We start from the raw sequence: 23879 nt of genomic DNA, 5'->3' as shown, positions 1-23879 counted from the left end.
GCGGCCACATCGGAGGAGTCGTTGGATAGGTCACAAAAGGCATAATATTTAGAAAAATTCGAGATGTTATCTGATTTGTTTTCTTATCAGAAAGGAATTTGTCTGCTATGGGTGCAAACTCTCAAAACTCAGATCCGGAGCGCTTACGGCATATTCACCCGGCTGTATGGCCTCAATGGCCGTTTGACGAGCCGCCAAAAGTTAGAGAGCAATCTGCACCTATTTACAATATCCAGGCGGACACTAATCTGCGTATCCCTATGCTCGACGGGGTTCGTCTTGCTGCGGATGTCTATCGTCCAAGAGCGGCGGGCCAAAAATTTCCGGCGCTTTTGGCGATCTCACCCTACACAAAAGATCTTCAAATAACTGACGTGCCTATTGCCCAAAATGAAGCGGGCATTACCGAGTTCTGGGTACCCAGAGGGTATGTCCATATTATTGTCGATTCTCGGGGAACAAACGATTCAGGGGGAAAATTTGATAATCGTGGGCCTATCGAGCAGCAGGATTTTATTGAGTTGATTGATTGGGCGGCCTCGCAGCCCTGGTGTAACGGATCTGTAGGGATGGTGGGATGCTCCTACTTTTCTCTCGTCATGCTTTTGGCCGCCATCCATCAGCCTGAGCCCCTAAAAGCGATTTTTCCATATGACGCCTGGACAGATAAATACCGACACCTCTACTACCCAGGCGGAATTCCCCAAACCGGCTATATGTGGATGTGGTTCTCGGCAATGAGTAATCTCCATTTCAGTAGTGGGCGCTCGAAAGATTTGTCTGGTCTGCAAGAGATGATGCGGGATGGTCTCGGTTTTGAGCAGCCCTTTGACGGGGAGCATCATTGGACAGTTTCTCCTCAGCCTCACATCGATAAAATTAAAATTCCTACTTACTTTGGTTCCGACTGGTCTTTTTATTGGGATCATTTGCCGGGTGCATTTGCCGGTTGGGAAGGGGTGGGTGATATCCCGAAGCGAATGCTCATCGGGCCCAAGCCTCATCCTTGGCGGCCTTTTGCGGCCTATCACATGGAGTCTCTTCGCTGGTATGACCATTGGTTGAAGGGAATGGACACGGGTGTCATGGACGGCCCACCAATTCAACTTTATATTGAGGGCGAGAATCGCTGGCGCGGTGAGGCCGAATGGCCGCCGGCGCGGGCGGAGTGGAAAAAATTCTTCCTTGGGGGTAGCTCTGGAGGACTTGAGGGAAGCCTTTCGGAAAACGGTGGCGCCCAAGTTGAGCGAACCTATGTCAACGATCCCATGAACAATGAGTGGCGCTACGGGAATCCTCGCCTCGTTTACCGGACCGAGCCCATGTCTTCGCCAATGGAGTTGACCGGGCCTCTATCCATGCACCTCGTGGCAAGGTCGAGCATTGAGGACACCGACTGGATCGTGACGTTGCTTGATGAATCACCGAGCGGTGAGACTAGAATTTTAACCAGGGGTTGCCTACGTGCCTCGCACCGCGAACTGGACGAAGAAAAATCGCGGCCCGGCAGACCATGGCATCCGCACACCCGTTCGGTTCCTCTTACGCCGAATCAAGAGGAAGTTTTTGAGATCGAGATAGTGCCCACAGGCAATCTATTCCAGCCTGGCCACCGGATTCGGTTGGAGATTGCAAGCTGTGCCTCGGCGGTGGACCGCGTAGCTTATCTGGATACTTTGCCGATTAGGGCAGAGAACACTGTAATTGAAGGAGGAGGAGGATCGTATCTCCTCGCCTCAGTCATACCCAGATAAGGCAAGCTAGCAGATTCAGCCTAAATTTCGCATCACTTGGAATTCCATTCTGCCCGAATATGCGTCTGTGTCTTTATGTCGGTGCACTCATGTCCCCGGATTCCACAGTATCGCTTTCGATTTTATAGAGTTCGTCGAGGCCGATGATTTCTTCAATCTCGTCCCGCCAGCCGATCATTTTATCCTGGGGTAGACCGGTATCTCCATTCTCGACAAGATTTGATATCACGCGTTTCATCTCTTGTGTGATGGGGCATAGCAAGGCCGTTGGGTAGCTGGCCATTCTGTAGCCGAGTTCTTGGAATTCCTTCGCTGTGAAAACAGGCCTTCCAAACCGATTGCCCTCGCTGTTGATATAAAAGACAGGCCCTTCAATGTCCTTCGGTGTGTTCTCAGCCTCCTTCAAGGTGTTCGGGGCGCACATTATCATGTCGGCGCCTGCCTGAAGGCACAGATTCGCGCATTCCACACCCTCTTTGTAGCCTTTCGTTCGCATGACATCAGTTCGAGCAAGAATCGCCATACTTGGATCTGTGCGGGCAGCTACGACCGCCTTGATTTTAGCGATAAATTCCTCGGTGGAGACGGTATGTTCGATGCCTTTATGATAGTGGGCACGCTTAGGAAAAATCTGGTCCTCTATCTGAAGGCAAGCGGCTCCCGTCCCTTCCATTTCCCTTGTCATCCGCATGACGTGAAGCGGCTCCCCAAAGCCAGCACCCACATCAACCACGACGGGGATTTTTACGGCGGCAGTCACATAGCGGGTAATATTCGCTACCTCTGTCTGTGTCATTAGGGGCTCGCTCGTTACCAGGGCGGCGCCCATCTGGTATCCGCCCAAATGTACGCATTCAATCCCCATTGATTCGGCTACTCTCGCAGTGTAAGGATCCCAAACGCCTAGGGAGGGAATGAATTTTGAGCCGGAAATAAGTTCTTGGAATTTTATACGTGCTGGAGTGCTTGTCATTGTCGGATTCTCCGAATGAAAAAAAATCATTAAGTTTCTAAAAAAGTAACTCCCTAATTTATAGGTGTATTTATCGTTCCTGACGAAGACGAGGAATGATCTCATCGCGGCAATAGGAAATTTCCGGGTCAGGCATAGAGTAAGACTCTGGCCCCCGTATTTGTACGTGGTTAATTCCCAATTTTTCCATCATCACAAGGCGATTTGTCCACTCGTCTGGCGTGCCTATCAAGGCAAGCTCTTCAACCACTTCGTCGGGAATGAACTCGGTGGCCCGACTCGCTTCATCCGGATCCAGCGCATGAGTGATATCAGGATAGACATTGGTCGGGCTGGTTTTTTTCGCGGCTTCAATGGGGAAACCCGCAATTTCTAGAACGTGAGGTGCGAGATGATAAAAAAGACCAATCAAAGGGCGCACGTTACGAATCGATGTTGCCCGATCCTGTCCGGCTGCGCTGTGTACCGCAGCAATAACCTCAATTTCTGAAATATCTCGCCCTGCTTTCTTGGCGCCTTTCCGAAGGATTTCCATCGCCCATCCAAGGGTCTTAACGCTTGCTCCGACGTTGAAAATAACACCGTCAGCCTCAGCCCCGGCAAATTCGATGGTTTTTGGTCCCATGGCCGCGACATGAACGGGAACCGGTCGGGGAGGGTAGAGCTCTTGAACCATGCCATCGAACGTACATGCACCCTCTTTAAAAAGGGTTCTGAGAGACCGAGTGAAATCCCGGAGCCGACCAAGTTTTCCCTGGGAAAATCCTAGTGCCCTGGCGGCAGAATTGCCCGCGCCGATTCCAAGAATAAAACGACCACCAGAAAGATCGTGCAAACTTGCTCCAGCCGCCGCTACGGCGGGGAAATGTCTCATGTAAGGATTGGTTACGCCGGTCCCAACTCTCAGATTTTTTGTTTTTTCTGCCATCAATGCGAGACAGACATAGGGGTCGCCCCAGCGCCCTGCGATAAGCGGTGTATCGGTGACCCACGCTGCATCAAATCCGGCCCGCTCGCACTCAGCTGCAGCCTCAGCCAATTTTTGAGGGGGGTGGATGGGTGCGAGACGAATACCAAGAGTGATTCCCATTTTATTTCCTTATTGACTACAGGTATGGATATGGCAATAAGATGTCCATTTTAAAATAATTTCCGTCCCGGAATTTTTACCCGAGTGTGGTAAATGGACGTGAAGGCAGACATGAAAAGTGTCTGCATGTCGTGTCCACCCCAAGTCATATTGCTAGGCTTCTCCGGTGTTCTGATGACTCCCATGCAAGTAGCATCGGGAGTGAAAACATGAATACCACCGGGACCTGTGCAATAAAGGTTCCCCATGCTGTCGATTTTCATGCCGTCGGGATAGCCTTCCACACCTTCTGGGCCAGGTGTTGTTTTTGCCCAGACTTCACCGCCAGTTACCTTTTCTTCAGGTGTAACATCGTAGACGCGGATATGATCGCGTCTGGTGTCGTTAACAAAAAGTTTCGATTCATCTAGCGAAAAACACAGCCCGTTGGGCACGATGTAGCCTTCGTAGTCCAGGAGAGTAATATTTTTTCCGTCCGGGTCTACTCGGAAGAAACCTTGGAAATCGAGATCCTGTGGTCGCTCGACCCCCGAGCGGGAGGTGCGCCCAGATGGGGGATCGGTGAAGTAGATGCGACCGTTGCTTTTGACGATGATGTCATTTGGGCTGTTAATCTCTTTGTCCCCGTAATGGCTAGCGATGGTGGTTAGGGACCCATCGTGTTCCTCGCGAACGACCCGGCTGCTTACGTGCTCGCAAGTGAGAAGACGGCCTTCGAGATCGTAAGTGCTTCCATTTGCCTTGCTCGAAGGTTTCCTGTAGCTGTTGAGCTCTCCTTTTCGTTCCGAGTCATCCGGGTGCCACCTGAACATTTCATCTCCCCGGATATCTGAAAATGTGAGGTGTCGTTCGTATGGATGCCAAGCCAGACCTTCGGTGAATAAGAATCCTGTCAGGAGTTGATCAACCTTTGCGTTTTCATTGACGATCTCCAAAAAACGATCATCCCTGATTTCAATACCCACTTAATTTTCTCCATTCTTAAAATGTCTTATTTAGAGAATAGCTGGCGGTACGCCTATTCAGGAGGTAGGAACTTTTTCCTCAATCCGAACGGGTTGAAATCGAGTCTTGCAACCTTCCTCAGTTTTGTGAACGAATACGCTGCCGAGCCAATGAAGATCGTCTTGTTTGGAAAAATCTTCTCTGAAGTGAGAGCCACGTGATTCTTTGCGAAGGAGGGCGGAGCGAACCGTTGCTTCGGAAGAATCAAGCATGCTGAGTAGCTCGAAGCGGCGTATGAGGTGAATAGGCTGGCTTATTACATTATCTCTGGTCTGCAAGCGAATTTTTAGAATACCATTGAGAGCCTGAGTCAGGCTCTCCTCGTTGCGCACAATTCCGCTTTTTTCCCACATCAGATCTTTGAGCTCGCGCTTTAGGTTGGCTAGTTCGGGCTTGGTATCTGAAACATTTAAGTTTGTAGGAATCTCGTCGATTTCCGTTTCGGAAATGTGTGGAGGTGAATTTTGTGACATGGCGTATTCTGCCGCTGCACGTCCCGAGCGAGCACCAAACACAATACATTCTGTAAAGGCGTTTCCACCGAGACGATTCGCGCCGTGTGTCCCTCCACATGCTTCTCCTGCTGCAAACAGGCCGCTTGTCTTAGTTTCGAGATTTTCATTCACGGAGATCCCCCCCATCCAGTAATGAACAACGGGAGAAACGACGACGGGATCTTCGTGGAGATCCTGACCCAGTTTTTGCATAGCCTCGTTCAGGTAGCGGTATTCGGCGTCAATTTTACTTTGCGCCACTTCCGTAGCGTCGAGATAGACACCTCCTTTAACGCCTCTGCCTGCCTGTACTTCACGGAAAATAGCAAGACTCGTTTCATCTCGTGTGGCCATGTCCTTGGAGGCAGGATAATAGCGGGTCATGAAACGCTCCCACTCTTTATTTCGGAAAACCGCACCATCGCCCATGATGAGGCTGGTGATAGTTGTGCGAATCGGATCAATACCCCAGTTGGGATAAAACTGGCAAAACTCCATGTCTCGCAATTCGGCGCCAGCGCCGATGGCCAAGGCGTAGCTGTCGCCTGTGATGTCAGCAGTATTGTTTGTATTAGAGAATATCTGACCCGCGCCTCCAGCTGCGATAATGGCCGATTTGGCGTGGATGAGAATGAAGCGATTTTCGTCTTCCTTTAAAGCGATGGCGCCGGCGAGGCGCCCATCCATGGAAATCATCCGGAGTACTGGCGTGTGGTCCAGAATGGTGACGCCTAATTTTTCTGCGTGTTCGAGAAGCGGAAGGGTGATGGATTGGCCTCGTGCATTTGTGGGCAGGTTACCGGCTTCTGTGCGAATGTTCCGACGCTTATTATGGCCGGGAGCCTGACCGCTCAGTAACTTTTTCTCCTTATCCCGTATGAACGCTACCCCGAATTGCTCAAGAGCGAATACTTCTTCTTCTGCATGTTCAGCTAATAGCCGGACAAGTTTGGGGTCACATATGCCTTTGCCTGCGGACAAGGTGTCCCGATAATGACTTTCAAGGGTGTCTTCCGGATCGATAAGGCTTGAAACCGCCGACATGCCGCAAGCAGCGACGAGCGTATTACCGCTTCGACCCGATTGGCGTTTGCAGGTCAGAGTGACTTTCGCCCCTGTCTCGGCGGCTGAAATAGCAGCTCGAAGACCCGCAAGCCCACCGCCTACAATGAGGACATCTGTTTCAAGATGAACCTGCGCCATGCTCGATGGACCTCCTGTGATATGAGAATATTTGATTATGCCTCGAAATTCCGGTCTTTGGAATGCGGCTCCTTTGATATTATCGACATTTTAATGTTCAGGTTAGCAGCTTCATTCTAGCAGAGAGGAGGTGATCTCGGAATAAATCAAGGTGCGCAGCTGGCCCATCGTATAGTAGGGGTCCTCAACAATTAATTCGTTTTCCTGTATTATTAAAAAAATAGAACTCACATACGCCATCTTATTTGGAGCCTTCACAGTGTCCGACAAATCTATGCCACTTTCGCGATTCAAAGTAATTGACCTGACTCGGGCGCGAGCAGGCCCTACAGCAGTTCGGCAACTCGCGGATTGGGGGGCGGATGTCATTCGGGTAGAGATGCCCGCTGCCATGGGCATGGAAGTCATGGGCGCGGATCGGCATGGTTACGAATCCCAAAACCTGCACCGCAACAAGCGCAGTCTTACCCTCAATTTGAAAAGTGGCGAGGGTAAAAAAATATTTTTTGACCTAGCGAAAGGGGCGGATGTTGTCGTCGAGAACTACCGCCCTCATGTAAAGCACCGGCTTGGTCTCGATTACGAGGCGGTTCGAAAAGTAAATCCGCGCATTGTCTATGGCAGTATTTCGGGCTTCGGCCAGGAAGGCCCGTATTCTGGCCGCCCTGGCCTGGATCAAATTTCGCAGGGGCTAAGCGGCCTCATGTCGGTGACCGGTGAGCCCGGGAAGGGCCCAATGCGGGTGGGGATTCCGATTTCGGATCTCTCCGCTGGCATGATGCTCGCGCAGGGGGTATTGCTCGCACTACTTGAGCGCGAATCCTCAGGTGAGGGGCAGTGGGTGCACACCTCTTTGTTGGAAGCACAAATCCAGATGATGGACTTGCAGGTTGCACGGTATCTCATCAACGGCGAAGTGCCCGGGCAAGCGGGAAACAATCATCCGACGTTCGCCCCGACAGGGGTATTCGAGACTTCTGATGGATTGATCAATATTCAGTCAGGCCCCCCGCGCTTATGGGAGCGTCTCGCACCGGCGATCGGTGCGCCTGAATTGCTGGAGCATCCCGACTATATTGACCCCGAGAGGCGCCTGGAGAATCGAGACGCCTTGAACGAGGAAATTAATAAACGTACGCGGGAAAAAACGAGCGAGGAATGGATCTCCATTTTAAATGAATCCGGCATCCCTTCCGGGCCGATTTACACGGTTGATCAAACATTTGCCGATCCACAGGTTCAAGTATTGGGTATGAGTCCGCATGTTGATCACCCTGTGCTCGGTGAGGTGAAAATTGTCGGCCAGGCCGTCAAAATGTCTCGGACGCCTCAACGCATGAGATTTGCCACCCCCGAGCTCGGCGCTCATACCGAGGAGATTCTAAAAACGCTGGACTACAGTGACGGGGACATTCAAAAGTTGCGGGATGGTGGGGTTATTTAAAGAGGCTGCCTCTTTTTAATGGAGTGAATGATGAAGCTCAACACCGATAAAATGATCGCCGAGTCCGGAGACGGGATCGGTTGGATGATTTTCAATAATCCCGAGCGCCGGAATGCGCTTTCTCTTGAAATGTGGGGGGGAATCACCACCATTCTTGATTCATTTCAGCAGGACGACTCGGTTCGAGTGGTCGTCATGAAAGGGGTGGGGGACAAGGCTTTTGTTTCGGGTGCCGATATCTCGCAGTTCAAGGATCAGCGAAAAAACGCCGAGCAGGCCGAGCGTTATACCGCCATGTCAGCCGAGGCTAGGCTGAAGCTGGCGAGTCTCGATAAGCCCTTGATAGCCATGATTAGGGGATTTTGTTTGGGAGGCGGCCTGTCCGTGGCTATGAATGCGGATATTCGAATTGCTGCCGAGGACGCTCAGCTTGGTATTCCGGCCGCCCGGCTGGGTATCGCCTATGGCTTCGGAAGCTTAGAGCAGCTCATGAATCTGGTTGGCCCGTCCTTCGCCAAGGAAATTCTTTTCTCCGCGAGGAGATTTTCCGCCGAGGAGGCATTGAGGATTGGTCTCGTTAATCGCGTTGTTCCGGTTGATGAATTAGAGGGTGCTGTTTGCGAATTGGCAAACTCGATTGCCTCGAATGCACCTCTGTCGGTGAAGGCAACCAAAATGACCGTTGCCGAAGTTTTAAAAGATCCCTCGGATCGAAATTTAGATGCCATTGAGCAGATGGTGAAGACTTGTTTTGATAGCCAGGATTATACCGAAGGGCGACAGGCGTTCATTGAAAAGCGAAAGCCACAATTTAAGGGTTGTTAGTGGCCTAGTAAGTAGCGATTGGCAATATTGCTGTGGGCAGTCAGATTCGTAATTTTATTCTTTGAATCTTTAATGCGGCTACATTTCGCTAGAGAGCGTTAGTTGAACGATTCAGAGCCCAACTCACAAATAGCATCCAAAGAAATTCCGTCTAGCCCGCCTTGGTTTTTCTACGGCTGGGTTGTCATCGGACTCTCTTTCGCCACACAGGGTTTTCATACGGCGGCGCGCATTTCTTTTTCTGTCTTTCAGGTTCCCTTAATTGATGAATTTGGCTGGAGCCGGGGTGCTCTCGGTGGAGCCTTCGCATTTATGATGGTCATATATGCGATTACGGGCCCATTTGCGGGCTCTCGTTTTGAAAGACATGGCCCGCGCGCAGTCATACCTTGGGGGTCGGTTCTCATCGGCATTGCCCTGGCCGGGGGCTTCTTTATTAACTCTCTTTTGCACGTTTACATTCTCACCGGTGTATTCCTGGGGATTGGTCACGCCCTAAGCGGTTTTTCCATGCACGGCTCTCTTATCCCGCGTTGGTTTTCTAAAAAACGGGGACTGGCTACGGGCTTGAGTCTTTCGGGAGCCGGAGTCGGCGCACTTGTCCTCGTACCTATTGTGGCAAGGATGATCGAATTCTACGGCTGGCGGATGGCTTATTTATTTTTTGGATTGGCGCTGCTTTTGGTTCTTGCGCCGGCGAATTTCCTGTTGCTCCGCAATCGAGCACAGGATATGGGTCTTTCTCTAGATGGACTTTCTTCCAATGAGCCAGAGGAAGTGCCTACCTTTAAGTCGACCGAAAAGAAAATGATGGGCACTGGCGAAGTTTTCAACTCCGTTAGGAATGATATGCAATTCTGGATGCTTGGGCTCATTTCCTTTTTTATCGGAATTGGTAACAACACCATCATGAGCCAGCTCCAACTCTATTTCGTTGACGCTCATTACAGTATGGGAAGCGCTGCCATGGTTTTGGGCATGTCGGGATTTTTTCGCATCGGAGGAAGCGTCGTTAATGGATGGGTGAGTGACCATTTGGGACGCCAGAACGGATTGGCTATTTCTGCCGCGCTTTCGGCGGCTGGCGTCATGCTCTTGCTCTCTATACCAAGTCTAGGAAGTGCACCATATTTAGGTTACTTGTTTGCCATAATATTCGGTTTTGGGGGAGGGGGATTGAGTGCCTGCTTCTCGGCGTTGGTGTCTGATACTTTCAAGGGCCCCTCATTGGCGGTTATTATGGGTATCTTAGGAATTTCTTACGGTGCGGGTGGTGCCTTGGGGCCCCCGCTGGCGGGCTATACTTTTGACGTGGTGGGAAGTTATTTTGTTCCCTTCTCGTTAATTGTCCTCGCTTTCTTTGCCATGATTCTTATCTCTCTTTTTGGTTTCAAGGATCGCTCAAAATTATCAGCGAGATGACAATTGGATCGAGTTCTTCCTGGGGATGATACTTAACTTCGATTGCACGAAATCAATTGTGGAGAGGTAAGGGGGCTGCTCAGGGCGGCCCCTTATAGATAGTTTTTTTGAAAAAAAATTAACAGAACAAAAAAAGGAAAAGGAGACTGGCATGAAGATACTTTATTTTGACGATTTTAAACTCGGGGTTCTCAATGGCGATAACGTTGTGGATGTTTCATCCCATGTGCAGGATATTCCCCATCTCGGACCACACGATTTGATTAGCGGACTCATCGAACATTTCGACGATTATAGGGAGCGCCTGGAAAAAGCTGCTGCGGCGGATGATGGCGTTCCGGTCAGCAGTGTCAGGATCCGTCCCCCTCTGCCTCGGCCAATCAATATCGACTGCATGGCGGTCAACTATATGGAGGATGGAACGCGCGAGGAGCCAGCTCCTATAAACGCATTTCATAAAACGCCCGGCTCGATTATTGGAAATGGCGACACCATGGTCCTGCCCGACATTCCCGCGACTATCTTTGAGGGTGAGGCCGAGATCGCACTGATTATCGGGAAGCGGGCGAGTCATGTGAGCGTCGAAAACGCCATGGACTATGTATTTGGCTACACCAATTTTGTCGATGGTTCGGCCCGCGGCCTTCTGCCCCCCGGGAACACTTTCTACCAGATGAAATCGCGTGAGACCTTCGCTCCGATGGGGCCGTACATAGTGACCGCCGACGAAATACCTGATCCGATGAACGTGCAGATTCGGTTATGGAATAACGGCACACTCAAGCAAAATTTCAACACCGACGACATGGCGCACAATATTTCTCGCTCTATCGAATGGCTAACCTCCATTCACCCGCTTGAGCCCGGCGATGTGTTAGCCACCGGAACCAATCATCGCGGCCTTCATTCGTTTCAGGACGGCGACTTGGTCGAATCGGAAGTGGAAGGGTTGGATCGATTGAGTTTTCATGTCAGGGACGATCTGAAACGAACGTGGTCGCGGGACACTCGTCTTGAGCATCACGAAAAAGGACTCGATGGCGTGACCACACCGCAACTCACTGGTAAATACGCTTCTTAGTGTCGTTGGTGGTGAATCGCAACATGTATTTGGTTTCAATAGCCATTCGCAAAAGGTAGATGATATGGATCGGGGCATATGGGCCATTTGGTATAATCTGCCGGAGGAAAACCGGGAAGAATATTTTGACTGGCTTCACGAGGTGCATCTTCCTACGGCACTTGAACGACCTGGAATTCTGTGGGCGGCGCATTATCAATCCGAAGAAAAGATAAGTCGTAAGTTCGGAGAAGTTCGATTAAGCCGCACGGAAGATTCCGGCGTGCCCGCGGGCGATCGATTCATTCTGCTGCTCGGAGGTGAAACGGCGCATACATTTTTTAATCCCACCCCGAGTGAGCTCAAAGAAAAGCAGACGCCGGAGGCTAACGAAATGCTCGGCAGGCGTATTGGGGAGCGCTCTAATATTTTTGCCGAGGAGTCCCGAATGGACGGTCCTGAGGCCGCTAGGCGTGGCCCGGGGATGACGGGCGAGCCTGCGGCAGTGTTTACTCATGTTACGGTGGGAACGGCCAATTCTGCAGCCGGTATTATGAACGCCTCCCGAATGGGAATCCCCATGATCGTATTGGCGGGGAGGACCCCCATATTTGAAAAAGATGCTGTCGGTGCCCGCAATCGACGCATCCATTGGCCCCAGGAGAGCTTCGATCAGGCGTCGATGATTCGGGAGTATTTGAAATGGGATTACGAGTTGCGCGATTTCGCGCAACTGAATACCGTTGTTGATCGGGCCATTGCTTTGGCCAAGTCGAGCCCACAAGGGCCAGTTTATCTGACTCTTCCCCGAGAGCAGCTTGCCGTTCGTCAGGATTCAATTCGCTACACTGCGCAGAATCGTTTCGACACGAATATATCTGTTTGTGCTGGTCCCGAGAATATCTTGAAAGCAGGGGAACTCATTGCGAGTGCCAAGCGGCCGCTTGTTTTGGCTAGCCACATGGGGCGAAATCCCAAGGCCGTGGGTGAATTGGTAAAACTGGCAGAAGACTGGGCACTGCCCGTTGTGGAATCTTTCCCTTTTAGTATGAACTTTCCAGCGGATAATCCTCTTCATTTGGGATTTTCAGTAGATCCTTATCTTGAGAAAGCGGATCTGGTCATTGCTGTTGAAGCCGATGTTCCATGGATTCCTTCACTTACAGGGCCTGGTGAGGATGTTCCTGTCATCCAGATTGCACGTGATCCGCTTTTTTCAGCCTATCCCATTCGGGGATTTCCGTTGGATGTGGCATTGGCGGGAGACCCTGTGTTGTCATTGGCGGCCCTTCGGAAAAATCTTGAAGAAAGCAAAGCCACTCAAACGAAAAATGTTTTAGAGAGAAAAGCGAAGTATCAAAAAATACATGAGGAGATGGCTGAGCAGACGCGAGAGCTGGAAAAGAAGGCTTCTGAGCAGAACCCAATTAATATGTACTGGGTTTCGCACTGTCTGGGTGAAGTGGCGGATGAGGATACGATTTTTTTAAGTGAGTATGACCTGAAGGCCGAGCAACTCCATCTGTGCCATCCGGGAAGCTATTTCGGAAGTCCGTCGGTATCCGGTTTGGGTTGGGGGTTTGGTGCGGCGATTGGGGCAAAACTTGGTGCACCTGAGAAAACGGTTATCTGTGGTTTGGGAGACGGCGCTTATCTGTTTAGTAATCCGATTGCCTGCCACATGGCGGCTGCGGCTCATAATGTGCCGATACTTGTCGTGGTATTTAACAATGGTCGTTGGAATTCGGTAGGCGCCGCAGTCGGTGAGTTGGCACCCGACGGCTGGGCGGTGAGTAATAATGATTATGTTCTGGTTGACCTTAAGCCTGCGCCTAATTATGAGCGGATTTCTGAGGACTGCGGTGGCTATGGTGAGCGGGTGGAAGATCCTTCAGAGTTGCCTGCCGCCATCCAACGGGCACTTCACGAGGTGCGCGTGAATGGCCGACAGGCCCTTCTGAATGTGATTTGCGCATAAATTAATGAGCAAGTCAGGAACTTAAGTTTCATTTAGAACAAGTTTCCGGCAGGGCAAGCCCGCAAACATCACCCGCTTTTAAGCTTTATCAGCGTCTAGCGCGTCGAAAGCCTTTTGGGCTGCTCTCATTCCCTGATTCGTTTTCGAGAGTCCAATGTAGGGTGAGCACTGGGTTATCGCCTCGATAATCTCATCACGCGATAGACCCGCATTCAGCCCGCTGCGGACATGCCATTCCAACTCGTTGTCGCATTGGTTCGAGGTGGAAGCGGCGATGACGATGAGTTCTTTTGTCTTCATGTCGAGTAGCGGTTGGTTCCAGATCATGCCGAAACAATATTCGAAGATAGCCTGATTGTGGGCCTTGGAGATTTTGTAGAAGCCGTCGTTTCCCTGCCCACCCGTTCCGTATATTCCAATCTTCTGGCGAACCTCAAAAGCCTTGTTGATGCGGTCCTTTAAATCAGGTTTTAGATTTACCTGAGACCCGATCTGGTCACCGGCAGCTTCAGCTTTAAGATCATCTGGGTCGTTTTCAGGAGGCTCCACGGGCTCGATGCCATTTTCGCGGTCTGCCTTCTCGAAAGCACGAAGTGCGGCCTTGAAGGCATGATTCGTCCGAGGAAGACCAATGTAGGGCGATAGGGTCGTAAGCACCTCAATTATTTCATCCCTCGTCAGCCCCAGGCTCATGCCGCTGCGTATGTGCCATTCCACCTCGTCTTCGAGATTATTGGCGGCCAGAGCACTGATAACAATAATTTCGCGCTGCTTGAGATTAAGGAGTGGCTGGGCCCATACGATGCCAAAGCAATACTCAAAAATAGCCTGGGCATGCAAAGGCGCAAATTTCCAAAACCCTCGCCCGCTTTGTCCCCCTTTTCCGTAAATCCCCATGGCCTTTCGGATTTCAAGTGCTTTTTGAACTCGCGCCTCAGCGTCTGGATTTTGATCGATATAGGGTGCTACCTGGTCTTTAGCTTCATCCATTTTTCCTGCTCCTTTTGTTTTCCTGAGAAATAGAAATAGATGTTTTTAAGTTAGATTTCAGCGGGACGTTTTTCTCTTCAACTTTATTCTTGCTAGGCCGCGCTACGCGCTTTATTTCCTCTTATGTATCTGCATATTAGTTTGAGGGTGCCACGACGGTGCTCTTGAGCTTACCCAGTCCCTCAATCTCTATTTCCACCACATCGTCTGGCTGTAGAAATGTGGGGGTTTCCCGTGCGTATCCCACCCCGCTTGGGGTGCCGGTAAGAAAAATATCACCAGGCTCCAATGTCATCCCTAAGGAAAGAACAGAGATTAATGTGGGAATATTATGGATCATGAGGGAGGTGCTCGATTCCTGTCGAAGCTCACCGTTCACCCATGTTCGAAGCATGACGTTCATCGGATCGCCAAAATAATCTTTGGGAACCAAGTAGGGACCCATGGGACAAAAGGAGTCCATGCCCTTTCCCTTGAAGGCTTGTTTGTGTATTCGTTGACGGTCGCGGGCAGGCGTGTCGTTGGCAACGGTGTAGCCGAATATATACTCGTATACTTTTTCAGGTGTGATGTTTTTCCCCGTGCGACCGATGACCACGCCGAGCTCTCCTTCATAGTCGAGCGCCTCGGTGGCGTCGTGGTGGATAATTTCGCCTCGGTGGCCTATCAAAGCCGTGTGGGGTTTCGTGAAGATTACGGGTTGTTCCACGTACACCGAATCTGTGGAAAGAGTCAGAGCCTCAACACCTTCTTCGGCATGTTCTTTGTAATTCACGCCTTGGCACATAATATTTTTTGGGGGGTAGGGGATTGGTGGGAGAAAATTCACTTTCCCCTCCGGGATGAAGCGTCCCTCGCCATTTTTTTCGCCTATTATATCTGGCGCCTGGGCCAGAAGTTCTTCCAGGATGGGGCGTAGCCTTTCCCACTGACCAATCAATCCCAGCATGGTGGAAGGGAAAGCCTCACCAGGCCGAAAGTGGGCCGATAGCAACGGTAGATCCGCTACCATGTCATCCACTATGGCGCCGATGCTTGCGCCACCCCAGGCTGTTCGGTAAGAAAGTAGCTTCATTGGTGTCTTCTCCAGTGAATACAAAGGGTCATGAATCTATTTTCTTGAAATGATTGTGATGCGTACATTCTACATCACCCCTACCGGAAAGATAAGGGGGCGACAAAAAAATTAATTGTGTCTAGAATCCTCGCTTCACTGTGAAACCTAAATTAGGGCATATAGATATTTTATGAGGGTCAAAACAGGAGAATTGAATTGAGAGCCGTTCGCGTGTACGAGTTTGATTTGAATGTTCCCATGCAGGTGGATGAGGTTGATGACCCCAGGCCGGAGGCGGGAGAGATTTTGGTTAAGGTTGGGGCCGCCGGGCTAAATCCATCTGATATCGCCACACGAACGGGCAAGCATCCTTTTTCGAAATTTCTCACACCTCCGTATATCCCGGGCAATGAGGCTTCAGGTGAGATTGTCGAGTTGGGAGAGGGTGTTGAGGATTTTGAGAAAGGTCAAAAAGTTTTCGGTGGAACCATGGGCGGGGCCTATGCCGAGATAGTTCGGATGAAGGCATCAGGTGTTATCCCGCTCCCCGATGGATTTAGCTACGGGCAAGGCGCCGGGATTCGGATTTCGCTCCTTACTTCGTGGAATGCCCTTGTCTTGAAGGCCAATGTTCAGCCTGGTGAGACCGTACTTGTTCAGGGCGGCGCCGGGGGAGTTGGCATGACGACTATTCAGCTTGCCAAACATCTGGGTTGCCGGGTGTTCGCTACGGTCAGCACGGATGAAAAGGCCGATTATTGCCGCAAATTAGGTGCTGATGAAGTGATCAACTATAAGGAAGAGGATTTCGTCGAGCGGTGCAAGCAACTCACTGACGATAAGGGGCTGGATGCCATCGTTGAGCTTGTCGCTTGCGATAATTTTGATAAAGACATGGACGCCATCCGAATTGGGGGGCGCATTCTCCTTATTGGAACGGGAACGGGCAAGGGGCCAATGACGCAATTTCGGGTGCCCGCCGCCATGGTAAAGGATGCGCATATCATGGGTATGTCGGGTCTGAACTTAGGGCCGCAAGTCCCCGGAATGGTTCGCGACCTTACTCCTCTTCTCAATGATGGGGTATTTGATATTCATGTTGAGCGGGAGTTTTCAATTGATGAGTCGAATGAGGCGCATCAATTTGTTCTGGGTGGAAAATTCTTCGGAAAAATCGTTGTTGTTCCGTAAAATTTAATAGAAAGATGACTTGATTTAATTTCCTTGAGGCCAGGGGGAGAAGCTAAATTGTTGAAGGAGAAGAACATGCCGGATAAGGACAGCACGAAAAATGAACCGTTTCGTCTTGAGGAGGCGACGATTGACGAAATGCACGCCGCGATCAAGGCAGGGCAGATAACCTGTGTTGGAATCGTTCAGCACTATATCGATCGTGCACGAGCTTATAATGGCGTTGCCAGCGCGCTGGTCACGGAAGACGGCGCCCCGGTCCCAGAGGCAACGGGCGCCGTGCGTGCACAAGAGGCGCTCCGATTTCCGACAGAAACTGTTAAGGCATCCGCAATTCTTCCTGATCTCGACAAGTACAAAGGGACGCCTCTCGAATTCGGTCGTATGGAGGCGACGGCCTCGGACCCCGATGTGCAGCAACAGTTCGGAATGATTGCCGGTATACCAAATGCCGGGCATGTGAATGCACTTGGGACTCTCAACATTCGGGGCGAGCGCTCGGTTACATGCCGAGGCGATTTTGACAGACATCCCTCCGAGGGGCCGCTGCCCCCCGGTGCGCCTCCCGTGTGCGATATGTTCCGCGAGATGCCCGACGCCCTTGAGCGTGCGGCGGAGCTTGACGCGGAGTATGGCAGCAATCCCGATTTAGAAAAGATGCCGATGTATGGGGTCGTCTTCTCGTTCAAGGATCCCTTTGACACGAAGGACATGAGATCCACTGGTGGCGGAGACGCCAGCTACGACATCGATTTCCCCGCGAGAGATCATGTGCTGGTCGAGCAGCTTCGCAACAAGGGAGCGATCATCTATGCCAAGGCCGTTAACACGGAATACAACGGTCGGGCGGGAGATCCGGGTGGACGCCACGTACCTGATAAAGTTCTCCCCTCGACGCTGGGTTATCAGCGCAGCACCTGGGCGGGCAATCCTTCCAATCCCTACGACACGACCCGCGCGGCCTCGCTTGGCTCGAGTTCGGGGTCGGCCTTGTCGGTCAGCACAAATCTGGTGATGGCCAGCCTCGGCGAGGAGACGCGGGCATCGACCCGCGGGCCGTCCAACCACAACGCAGTGGCGCTGATTCTGCCTCACAAGGCGATGCTTGGCTTCGACGGCGGGGCCATTGGTGCGGATATTTATTGCGACCGCAGCGGCATCCATTGCCGCGCAATCGCCGATTGCGCCAAGGTGCTCGATGCCCTGAAAGATCCCGTTGAGGGATATTACGATCCACGAGACCCGTTCACGACCGTGCCGCGCTCATCAGTGTTGGACACGCCCTACGCGAGCCACACGGGAATGTCGGGCGCGCCGGGTGCGCTTAAAGGCATGCGTCTTGGGATCATCCGCGAGTCGATGGTCTATCCGCCGGGCTCAAAGACCGAAGAGCCCATCGTCACCGCAGCCACAAAAGAGATTAAGGAAATCCTCGGTGAAAAGTTGGGCGTGACGCTTGTCGAATCGACCGATCCCCTGTGGAAACCTGACCCCGATATTGAAACGATGAAAACCGATTTCAGGCAGGCGCTCGCCAGGCTGGTGCCCGTATTCATGCCCGACTTGCTGTTCCGTCTTGGGGTAGATGGTGAGCCCGTATTCAAGGAATTCGCGGAGGCAATTGTGCCGACCGAATTCATGCCCGGAAAATTTTTCGGAACGGGAAAAATGAAACCGATCGACTACTTGGTCGGGCTGACGGACGAAAAGATCACGCCCCCCTCGAACCTCGACCTCGCCACCGTCCAGCAGTGGGATGTATCGCCGACGTTCCGGTACCATATTCACCAATATCTCTCGCGACGCGCTGTGGACTGGGAGGCGAAAGGATTTACAGAAAAGCTCACCGATTTTGCCACGCTCAATGCGCGCTCGAAATTTTGGGGCGACGATCAGCGCGCTGCCTTCAAGAATTGGGAAGAGGTGGCCGACCCGCGAAGTCCGCATGGTGAGCGTCAGGCCGTCAGTGAGCGCATCATACTGCGTGAATTGCTGCGTCGGGTGGATATGATGGTGATCTTGGAAAATCATCTTGACGCGTTAGTCCGTCTGCACACGCCGTGGCCGCCGGGGCTAATTGGCGGGGCTCCTCAGTATGGCAACAGGAACAATCTGCGCTTCGAATCCTACAACGGGCCCAATGCTGGTCTCTCGGAAGTTTTGATTCCGGCGGGCTATGTCAGGACGGCCTACGATCCGGTGTTTAAGCTCAGCGCGAATGGCTTACGCTATGAGTCTGCGCCGTCTGATGTGCCCACCGAGATTCCAGAGCCTGGGTTGCCGTTTTCGCTCGTGTTCCGGGCCGAGCCGGGTAAGGAAGATATCCAGCTGAAAGTTGCCTCGGCGTATGAGGCGGCATCGAGGCGCCGCGTTTCGCCACCGAATTTCGGCTCGCTGCCAGCGTAATCCTGGCGGGGCAACTTTGTCGTCCGGGGCTAGGCATCTCCTGGGTGTGGGCTCGCTTTGAATTTGGCGAGGTGTATCAGGTTGTGTGTCAGTCCGTTTATTCGAGTGGCCACTCCAGCCATTCGCATACTGCGCGACCCATGATCCAGGATTTATCTTCCTCCGTTAGCCACGGAATATGCTCCATGAACATCGCAACAGCTTGTGCGTAATTACACGGCAGGCTGGTCAGATCCGTTCCCCAGAAAAGCCGTTTCGGGCCGAATGCGTCATAGACGCGCCGAAGGTAGGGGTGAAGATTGCTGTAGGGAAAATCCTCTGTGCTGTATCTTGGGAAAGCGGTTGCCTTGACGGCGACGTTGGGCCGCTTTGCCATTGAAAGAACTTTATCGAGGCCCTCGAAAGCGGCTTCATCTTTCAGGCGGGCGGGAATGCACAGATGGTCAAGAACAAACTTTAGCCCCGGGTGACGCTCGACGATTTTGTCGAAAGTATCGATCTGCTCCCAATCGATTAGGATCATAATCGGAACTCCAGCCTCCTCGGCGTCCTTCCATAGCCAATCTGCAAGCCCTTCGGAAATAATGGGGCGAACGTGCGGTCGCGTGAAAGTCAGCCTCAGACCCAGCATGCCGGGTTGTTGCCGCCAGCCAGCAATCAGGCCCCGCGATTCGGGCGCTACCGTATCCATCTGTCCCATGACCCCGAAGCGATCAGGATGAAGCCGCGCCGCCTCAAGCGCCAGGTCGTTTCGAAAACCCTCCCAGGACGGCGGCACCAGCACGGTGCGGTGAACGCCCGCATCATTCATTTCGGGTATCAGATCCGCCAGGGAATAGGGAATAGGCCGATGCGGATCGTGGTGATTTGCCGGCCAGGGACGCTCTGGCGTATTGGCGCCCCAGATATGAATTTGCGAATCAACGATTTGCATAGTGGTCTCAATTAGCTTTCTTTTATGATCGGATTGCTGAGGGTGCCGATTCCAGTGATTTCGATGTCAACGACATCGCCGTGAACAAGGTTTGGCGAATCGCCTTCGGTGCCCATCCACAATACGTCTCCCGGTAGAAGTTCGATGTATTTAGAGATGGTGCTCATGTAGTGCTCGACGCCAAAAAGCATATCGTTGGTTTTAAACCGGATTTTTTCTTTGCCGTTGACGCTGACGATGGTTTCCATGTCTTCGAGTTTCGCATCGGTGTCGATCCAGGGACCCATGGGCGCAAAGGTGTCTGTATTTTTCGCACGCCACATGGTGCGGTCTTCTTTTTGCCAGTTTCGCTCACTGAGGTCGTTTCCGATGGTGAAGCCGAGAACATAATCGAGCGCCTCATTCTCGGTGATGTTTTTCGCCTTCTTTCCGATGACGACAACCAGTTCGCCTTCGTATTCGACCTTTACGGTCGCGTCTTTCGGAATAACGATTGTCTCGCCATGGGCGATCAAGGAATTATTCGCCCGGTAGCCGACATCGGCTTTCTTGGGCAGGTTGATCTCCTGGCCATGCAGGCGGGCCTGCTCTTCAATATGCGCGACATAGTTCAGACCCGCCGCGTAGAACGTTTTCGGGACGAGGGGTATTAATATTTTGACATTGGATATGTCATGGTTTTTGCCGGTTTCCTGGTAGCCATCAAAGGGATCGCCATCCACCGCTTTGACCGAATCGCCTTCAACGATTCCGTAAGTAGTTTTGCCGTCAACCTCAAAGCGCATCCACCGCATTGTTTTCTCCTGAAAGAAAGAAATTCGAATAAGCGATTAAGTCAATAATCGGTCAAAGTTGAGCTCAGCGCATAAACTCACAAGGAAAATAAATTATACACCTGTCATATTGTTGGTGCTGAGGAATTTGGTTTTGATTATCCCTCATTCTCCAATTCCGCCAGCACCTCCTTGTAGTTATTCATGGCTGGGCCCCCAATTGACCAGCCAGCGTAGTGCATGACCTGGTACAACATTTCCCGAAACTCGCGATCCGTTACACCGCTCTTTAGCGCTCGCCGAATATTGGGTTTGACGGCCCTGGCTTCGCGGCCCAGCGCAATGACCGTGGCGGCTGTTACGAGGGCGCGATCTCGGAGGCTTAGCCCCTCACGGGCCCAGGGCCCACCGAAGATTGTTTCGATAGTAACGTCGGCAAATTCTTGATCGATTTCGTCGAGGCTGCTGCGAGCAGATTCGCCGAGGGCCTCCTTGATTTCTAATCCACGTTGGTAGGCTTCGGATTTCTCACTCATTTTTTCTCTCCATAGTTTATTGCTTCAAGGTTCGAATGTTTGGCTCAGTGGCCATTTGCAAATCAATTACATGCTTTTAGTTGCTTCCATTGTAGGGCATCTGCCGTTTTCTCGGCCATGCGGGTTTGAGAGACTATATCATTCGATTATGAATTTGCTCCCCTCGTTTTGTTCTGTTTCACTGGATAATCTAAGATAATGGGAAATGTGAAATTATTCTGAGTAACTTGAGGGAGAGGTGGGCTATGGGTGAATTGGGCGGAAAGGTGGCTCTAATAACGGGGGCATCTCGCGGGATAGGGCAGGCGATTGCGCTTCGTCTGGCCTCAGAGGGCGCTTCGATCTATCTGGCGGCTGACGGCACAGAGGCAGAGTTGATAGATGTGGAAAAATCATGCCGGGAGGCGGGCGCCGCAGACGCCGCCTGGGGCGAGCATGATATATCGGGCAGCGGGAAGGCGGAGGCCATGGTAGCCGCTGCCCATGAGCGGATGGGCCGGGTGGATATTCTAGTGAACAATGCGGGTATCAGGGTTCGTAAGGCATTTGGAGAGTTTACCCAAGAGGAATTTGATCGGGTGGTGGCGATTAATCTTCGCGCGCCATTTTTGGCAAGCCAGGCCGTAGTGCCAATTATGAAGGCGCAGGGCGGTGGGCACATCATTCATATGGCAAGCCAACTTGGCATAGTTGCCTCGCGCTACGGCTCTGTTTACAGCCTGACGAAAGCGGGTCTTATTCAACTGACCCGCTCGATGGCGCTTGAGTTGGGCAGGGACGGGATCTCGGTGAATGCGATATGCCCAGGGCCCATTTCAACTGATGGATTTCTGGCGAACCGAAACCCGGGAGAACTTGAGCAGCGCGCCCGCGATGTTCCCATCGGACGCTTCGGAACAGTGGAGGAGGTTGCCGGGATGGTGGCATTTCTCGTCTCCAAGGATGCCGCCTATATTCTCGGCCATGCGCTCGTTATGGACGGCGGGTACGTCGTTCATTAGAGTGTCGGTATACAAAAAAATTAGTGCTCTTTGTTGTTCGACCATTTTCCAGGAGGAAGGCGACCATGGCCACAGTTGTTAAGAACGAAAATCAGGATCCCGATCTTGTTTATGAACCCGGATTTGAGATGCACTATGGGCTCACGGAAGAGTCTTGCGGCGTGAACAGCGTCACCCTTTATCGAACTATTTTTCCACCGAGCAAGAAAAGCAAACCGCACTTTCACACAAACGGCGATCTCATCTGGTATCACCTCAGGGGGCCCAAAGCCATCTGGCATATCGGTGAGAATAGAGAAGAGATGGTTACCGAGGAGGGAGATTTTATTTCGATTCCCCGGGGGGAAATTCACTTGACGATTAACACGTCCGACACAGAGACCATTCATGGCGTGGGCGGCTATGGCGGTTGTGGTGGGCCTTATCAAAGCGGCAAGGTTTTTGTGGAGAACGAATAATGTCATCACGTGAGCTTTGCTTTCTTTCTGTCTCTGAACTGGCCGAAAAAACCAAGGCACAAGAAATATCGCCGCGCGAAACGGTGGAGGCGCATCTGGCTCAAATCGATGAACTGAATCCCGAGCTCAATGCGTTTATCACGGTGTGCCATGAAGAGGCGATGTCGGCGGCGGCCAGGGCGGAGGAGGAAATCAGCGGCGGCCAGTATCGCGGCCCGCTTCACGGCATCCCCATAGGGGTGAAGGATATTATTGATACTGAAGGAATCCGCACCACACAAGGTTCAAGTTTTTATTCTCAAAATGTTCCTGAAAAAGATGCTGAGTGCGTACGCAGGCTCAAAGAGGCGGGCGCCATAGTCATTGGAAAGTGCAACACCCATGAATTTGCCTGTGGCGCGTCAACGAAGAACCCACATTACGGCGCTTGCGCGAATCCGTGGGATACGAGTCGTATCCCGGCAGGCTCAAGCGGCGGCTCAGGGGCTGCCGTGGCGGCAAGAATGTGTCCGGCCGCCCTTGGCTCCGACACCGGGGGCTCGATTCGGGGACCTGCGGCGATTTGCGGTGTCAACGGATTAAAGCCCACATATGGCCGTGTCAGCCTCACCGGCGTTTATCCGAATGCCACGAGTCTCGATCACATCGGCCCCTTTGCCCGCTCGTCGCGGGATTGCGCCCTTATTCTGCAGGGAATGGCTGGCTACGATCCGGCGGATTGCGCCTCAATCGATATGCCGGTACCAGATTTTTCCGCCGAAATTGGGGGTGACGTAAAGGGGCTTCGGCTTGTGCTATGCCCGGACCTGGTTCAAATCGAGATTGATAAAAGCGTTGAAAATGCTTTCAACGAAGCGGTGGAGGTGCTGCGAGGTCTCGGTGCGAAAATCGACACGGTAGCCTGCTCGTTCGCCGATGATTTGAACAACGAGCGCCTGCCGATTGCCGACGCGGAACTTTTGGCGGTGCATCGGGAGAATATCGACAATCATCCTGAGAAATATGGAGACGATGTTCGCGCGCGAATTGAGAATGCCAGAAACACAACACTGGCTATGTATTTTGAGGCACTTAAGAAAAAGGTAATTCTGATCAGGGAAATGGAGGCCCTTTTTGCGCCGTATGACGGCCTGCTCCTCCCGGCGTATTCATGCATCGGAGCGCCCATCGATACCGTCATGGCGACTATCAACGGAAAACAAATTCCGTTTCTCGGGGCAAGCAGACCGCTGACCGGCCCGCATAATTTCACGGGATTTCCCAGCCATGTTGTGCCGACAGGCTT

The 23879-nt window shown here is 52.0% G+C and carries 20 protein-coding genes; 11 read left to right on the top strand and 9 right to left on the bottom strand.

The window, feature by feature from the left end; genetic code table 11:
• The first annotated feature begins 107 nt into the window (after nt 1-107).
• Nucleotides 108-1754: a CocE/NonD family hydrolase gene (locus HOJ95_14935; GenBank protein MBT6395992.1), complete on the top strand. Its 1647-nt coding sequence runs from the start codon at nt 108-110 to the stop codon at nt 1752-1754.
• 73 nt (nt 1755-1827) lie between these two features.
• On the opposite strand, the gene HOJ95_14930 is transcribed toward HOJ95_14935, so the two are convergent.
• The 4 genes from HOJ95_14930 to HOJ95_14915 form a co-directional block, all read right to left on the bottom strand.
• Nucleotides 1828-2727, bottom strand: coding sequence for an isocitrate lyase/PEP mutase family protein (locus HOJ95_14930; protein ID MBT6395991.1), 900 nt, complete (start codon nt 2725-2727; stop codon nt 1828-1830).
• 70 nt (nt 2728-2797) lie between these two features.
• Nucleotides 2798-3817, bottom strand: a complete 1020-nt coding sequence (locus tag HOJ95_14925; GenBank protein ID MBT6395990.1) for an LLM class flavin-dependent oxidoreductase — start codon at nt 3815-3817, stop codon at nt 2798-2800.
• 50 nt (nt 3818-3867) lie between these two features.
• A complete protein-coding gene (locus HOJ95_14920) occupies nt 3868-4782 on the bottom strand; it encodes an SMP-30/gluconolactonase/LRE family protein (GenBank protein ID MBT6395989.1) in 915 nt (304 codons plus the stop codon).
• A gap of 57 nt (nt 4783-4839) precedes the next feature.
• Complete coding sequence (locus HOJ95_14915) at nt 4840-6519, bottom strand: FAD-dependent oxidoreductase (protein MBT6395988.1); 1680 nt, start codon at nt 6517-6519, stop codon at nt 4840-4842.
• Between the two features lie 274 nt (nt 6520-6793).
• Here HOJ95_14915 and HOJ95_14910 point away from each other — a divergent pair, with 274 nt between their 5' ends.
• The 5 genes from HOJ95_14910 (at nt 6794) to HOJ95_14890 (ending at nt 13248) form a co-directional block, all read left to right on the top strand.
• Nucleotides 6794-7963 carry a CoA transferase gene (locus HOJ95_14910; GenBank protein ID MBT6395987.1) on the top strand — a complete coding sequence of 390 codons (1170 nt, stop codon included), beginning with the start codon at nt 6794-6796 and terminating at the stop codon, nt 7961-7963.
• A 27-nt stretch (nt 7964-7990) separates the two neighbouring features.
• Nucleotides 7991-8788, top strand: coding sequence for an enoyl-CoA hydratase (locus tag HOJ95_14905; protein ID MBT6395986.1), 798 nt, complete (start codon nt 7991-7993; stop codon nt 8786-8788).
• 102 nt (nt 8789-8890) lie between these two features.
• On the top strand, nt 8891-10210 hold the full coding sequence (locus HOJ95_14900; GenBank protein MBT6395985.1) for an MFS transporter: 1320 nt from the start codon (nt 8891-8893) through the stop codon (nt 10208-10210).
• 151 nt (nt 10211-10361) lie between these two features.
• On the top strand, nt 10362-11291 hold the full coding sequence (locus HOJ95_14895; GenBank protein ID MBT6395984.1) for a fumarylacetoacetate hydrolase family protein: 930 nt from the start codon (nt 10362-10364) through the stop codon (nt 11289-11291).
• 64 nt (nt 11292-11355) lie between these two features.
• Nucleotides 11356-13248, top strand: a complete 1893-nt coding sequence (locus HOJ95_14890; protein ID MBT6395983.1) for a thiamine pyrophosphate-requiring protein — start codon at nt 11356-11358, stop codon at nt 13246-13248.
• A gap of 78 nt (nt 13249-13326) precedes the next feature.
• Here the strand turns inward: HOJ95_14890 and HOJ95_14885 are convergent, their stop codons facing one another.
• Both HOJ95_14885 and HOJ95_14880 read right to left on the bottom strand, forming a co-directional pair.
• Nucleotides 13327-14238 (bottom strand): carboxymuconolactone decarboxylase family protein, encoded by a 912-nt coding sequence (locus HOJ95_14885; GenBank protein MBT6395982.1) that lies wholly within the window; start codon nt 14236-14238, stop codon nt 13327-13329.
• Between the two features lie 136 nt (nt 14239-14374).
• Nucleotides 14375-15313, bottom strand: coding sequence for a fumarylacetoacetate hydrolase family protein (locus tag HOJ95_14880; protein ID MBT6395981.1), 939 nt, complete (start codon nt 15311-15313; stop codon nt 14375-14377).
• A 198-nt stretch (nt 15314-15511) separates the two neighbouring features.
• Between HOJ95_14880 and HOJ95_14875 the strand changes: the two genes are divergently transcribed.
• Both HOJ95_14875 and HOJ95_14870 read left to right on the top strand, forming a co-directional pair.
• A complete protein-coding gene (locus HOJ95_14875; protein ID MBT6395980.1) occupies nt 15512-16486 on the top strand; it encodes a zinc-binding dehydrogenase in 975 nt (324 codons plus the stop codon).
• Nucleotides 16487-16561: 75 nt separating this feature from the next.
• The gene (locus HOJ95_14870) at nt 16562-18892 is read left to right on the top strand and encodes an amidase (GenBank protein ID MBT6395979.1); all 2331 of its coding nucleotides are present in this window, start codon (nt 16562-16564) and stop codon (nt 18890-18892) included.
• A gap of 97 nt (nt 18893-18989) precedes the next feature.
• Here the strand turns inward: HOJ95_14870 and HOJ95_14865 are convergent, their stop codons facing one another.
• From HOJ95_14865 to HOJ95_14855, 3 genes are all read right to left on the bottom strand, one after another.
• Nucleotides 18990-19826: an amidohydrolase family protein gene (locus tag HOJ95_14865; protein MBT6395978.1), complete on the bottom strand. Its 837-nt coding sequence runs from the start codon at nt 19824-19826 to the stop codon at nt 18990-18992.
• Nucleotides 19827-19837: 11 nt separating this feature from the next.
• A complete protein-coding gene (locus tag HOJ95_14860) occupies nt 19838-20620 on the bottom strand; it encodes a fumarylacetoacetate hydrolase family protein (GenBank protein MBT6395977.1) in 783 nt (260 codons plus the stop codon).
• A gap of 137 nt (nt 20621-20757) precedes the next feature.
• Entirely contained in the window at nt 20758-21135 is a 378-nt protein-coding gene (locus HOJ95_14855) for a hypothetical protein (protein ID MBT6395976.1), read from the bottom strand.
• Between the two features lie 245 nt (nt 21136-21380).
• Here HOJ95_14855 and HOJ95_14850 point away from each other — a divergent pair, with 245 nt between their 5' ends.
• The 3 genes from HOJ95_14850 to HOJ95_14840 form a co-directional block, all read left to right on the top strand.
• Nucleotides 21381-22136, top strand: coding sequence for an SDR family oxidoreductase (locus HOJ95_14850; GenBank protein ID MBT6395975.1), 756 nt, complete (start codon nt 21381-21383; stop codon nt 22134-22136).
• Nucleotides 22137-22201: 65 nt separating this feature from the next.
• Nucleotides 22202-22594 carry a cupin domain-containing protein gene (locus tag HOJ95_14845; GenBank protein MBT6395974.1) on the top strand — a complete coding sequence of 131 codons (393 nt, stop codon included), beginning with the start codon at nt 22202-22204 and terminating at the stop codon, nt 22592-22594.
• On the top strand, nt 22594-23879 hold a 1286-nt coding region (locus HOJ95_14840), incomplete at its 3' end, for an amidase (GenBank protein ID MBT6395973.1). The genes HOJ95_14845 and HOJ95_14840, both read left to right, overlap by 1 nt.

The sequence above is a fragment of the Nitrospinaceae bacterium genome (genome assembly GCA_018669005.1).
In the GTDB taxonomy this organism is placed as follows: domain Bacteria; phylum UBA8248; class UBA8248; order UBA8248; family UBA8248; genus UBA8248.
The sequence above is the reverse complement of the archived record's forward strand: the minus strand, read 5'-3'. Positions and strand labels throughout refer to the sequence as shown.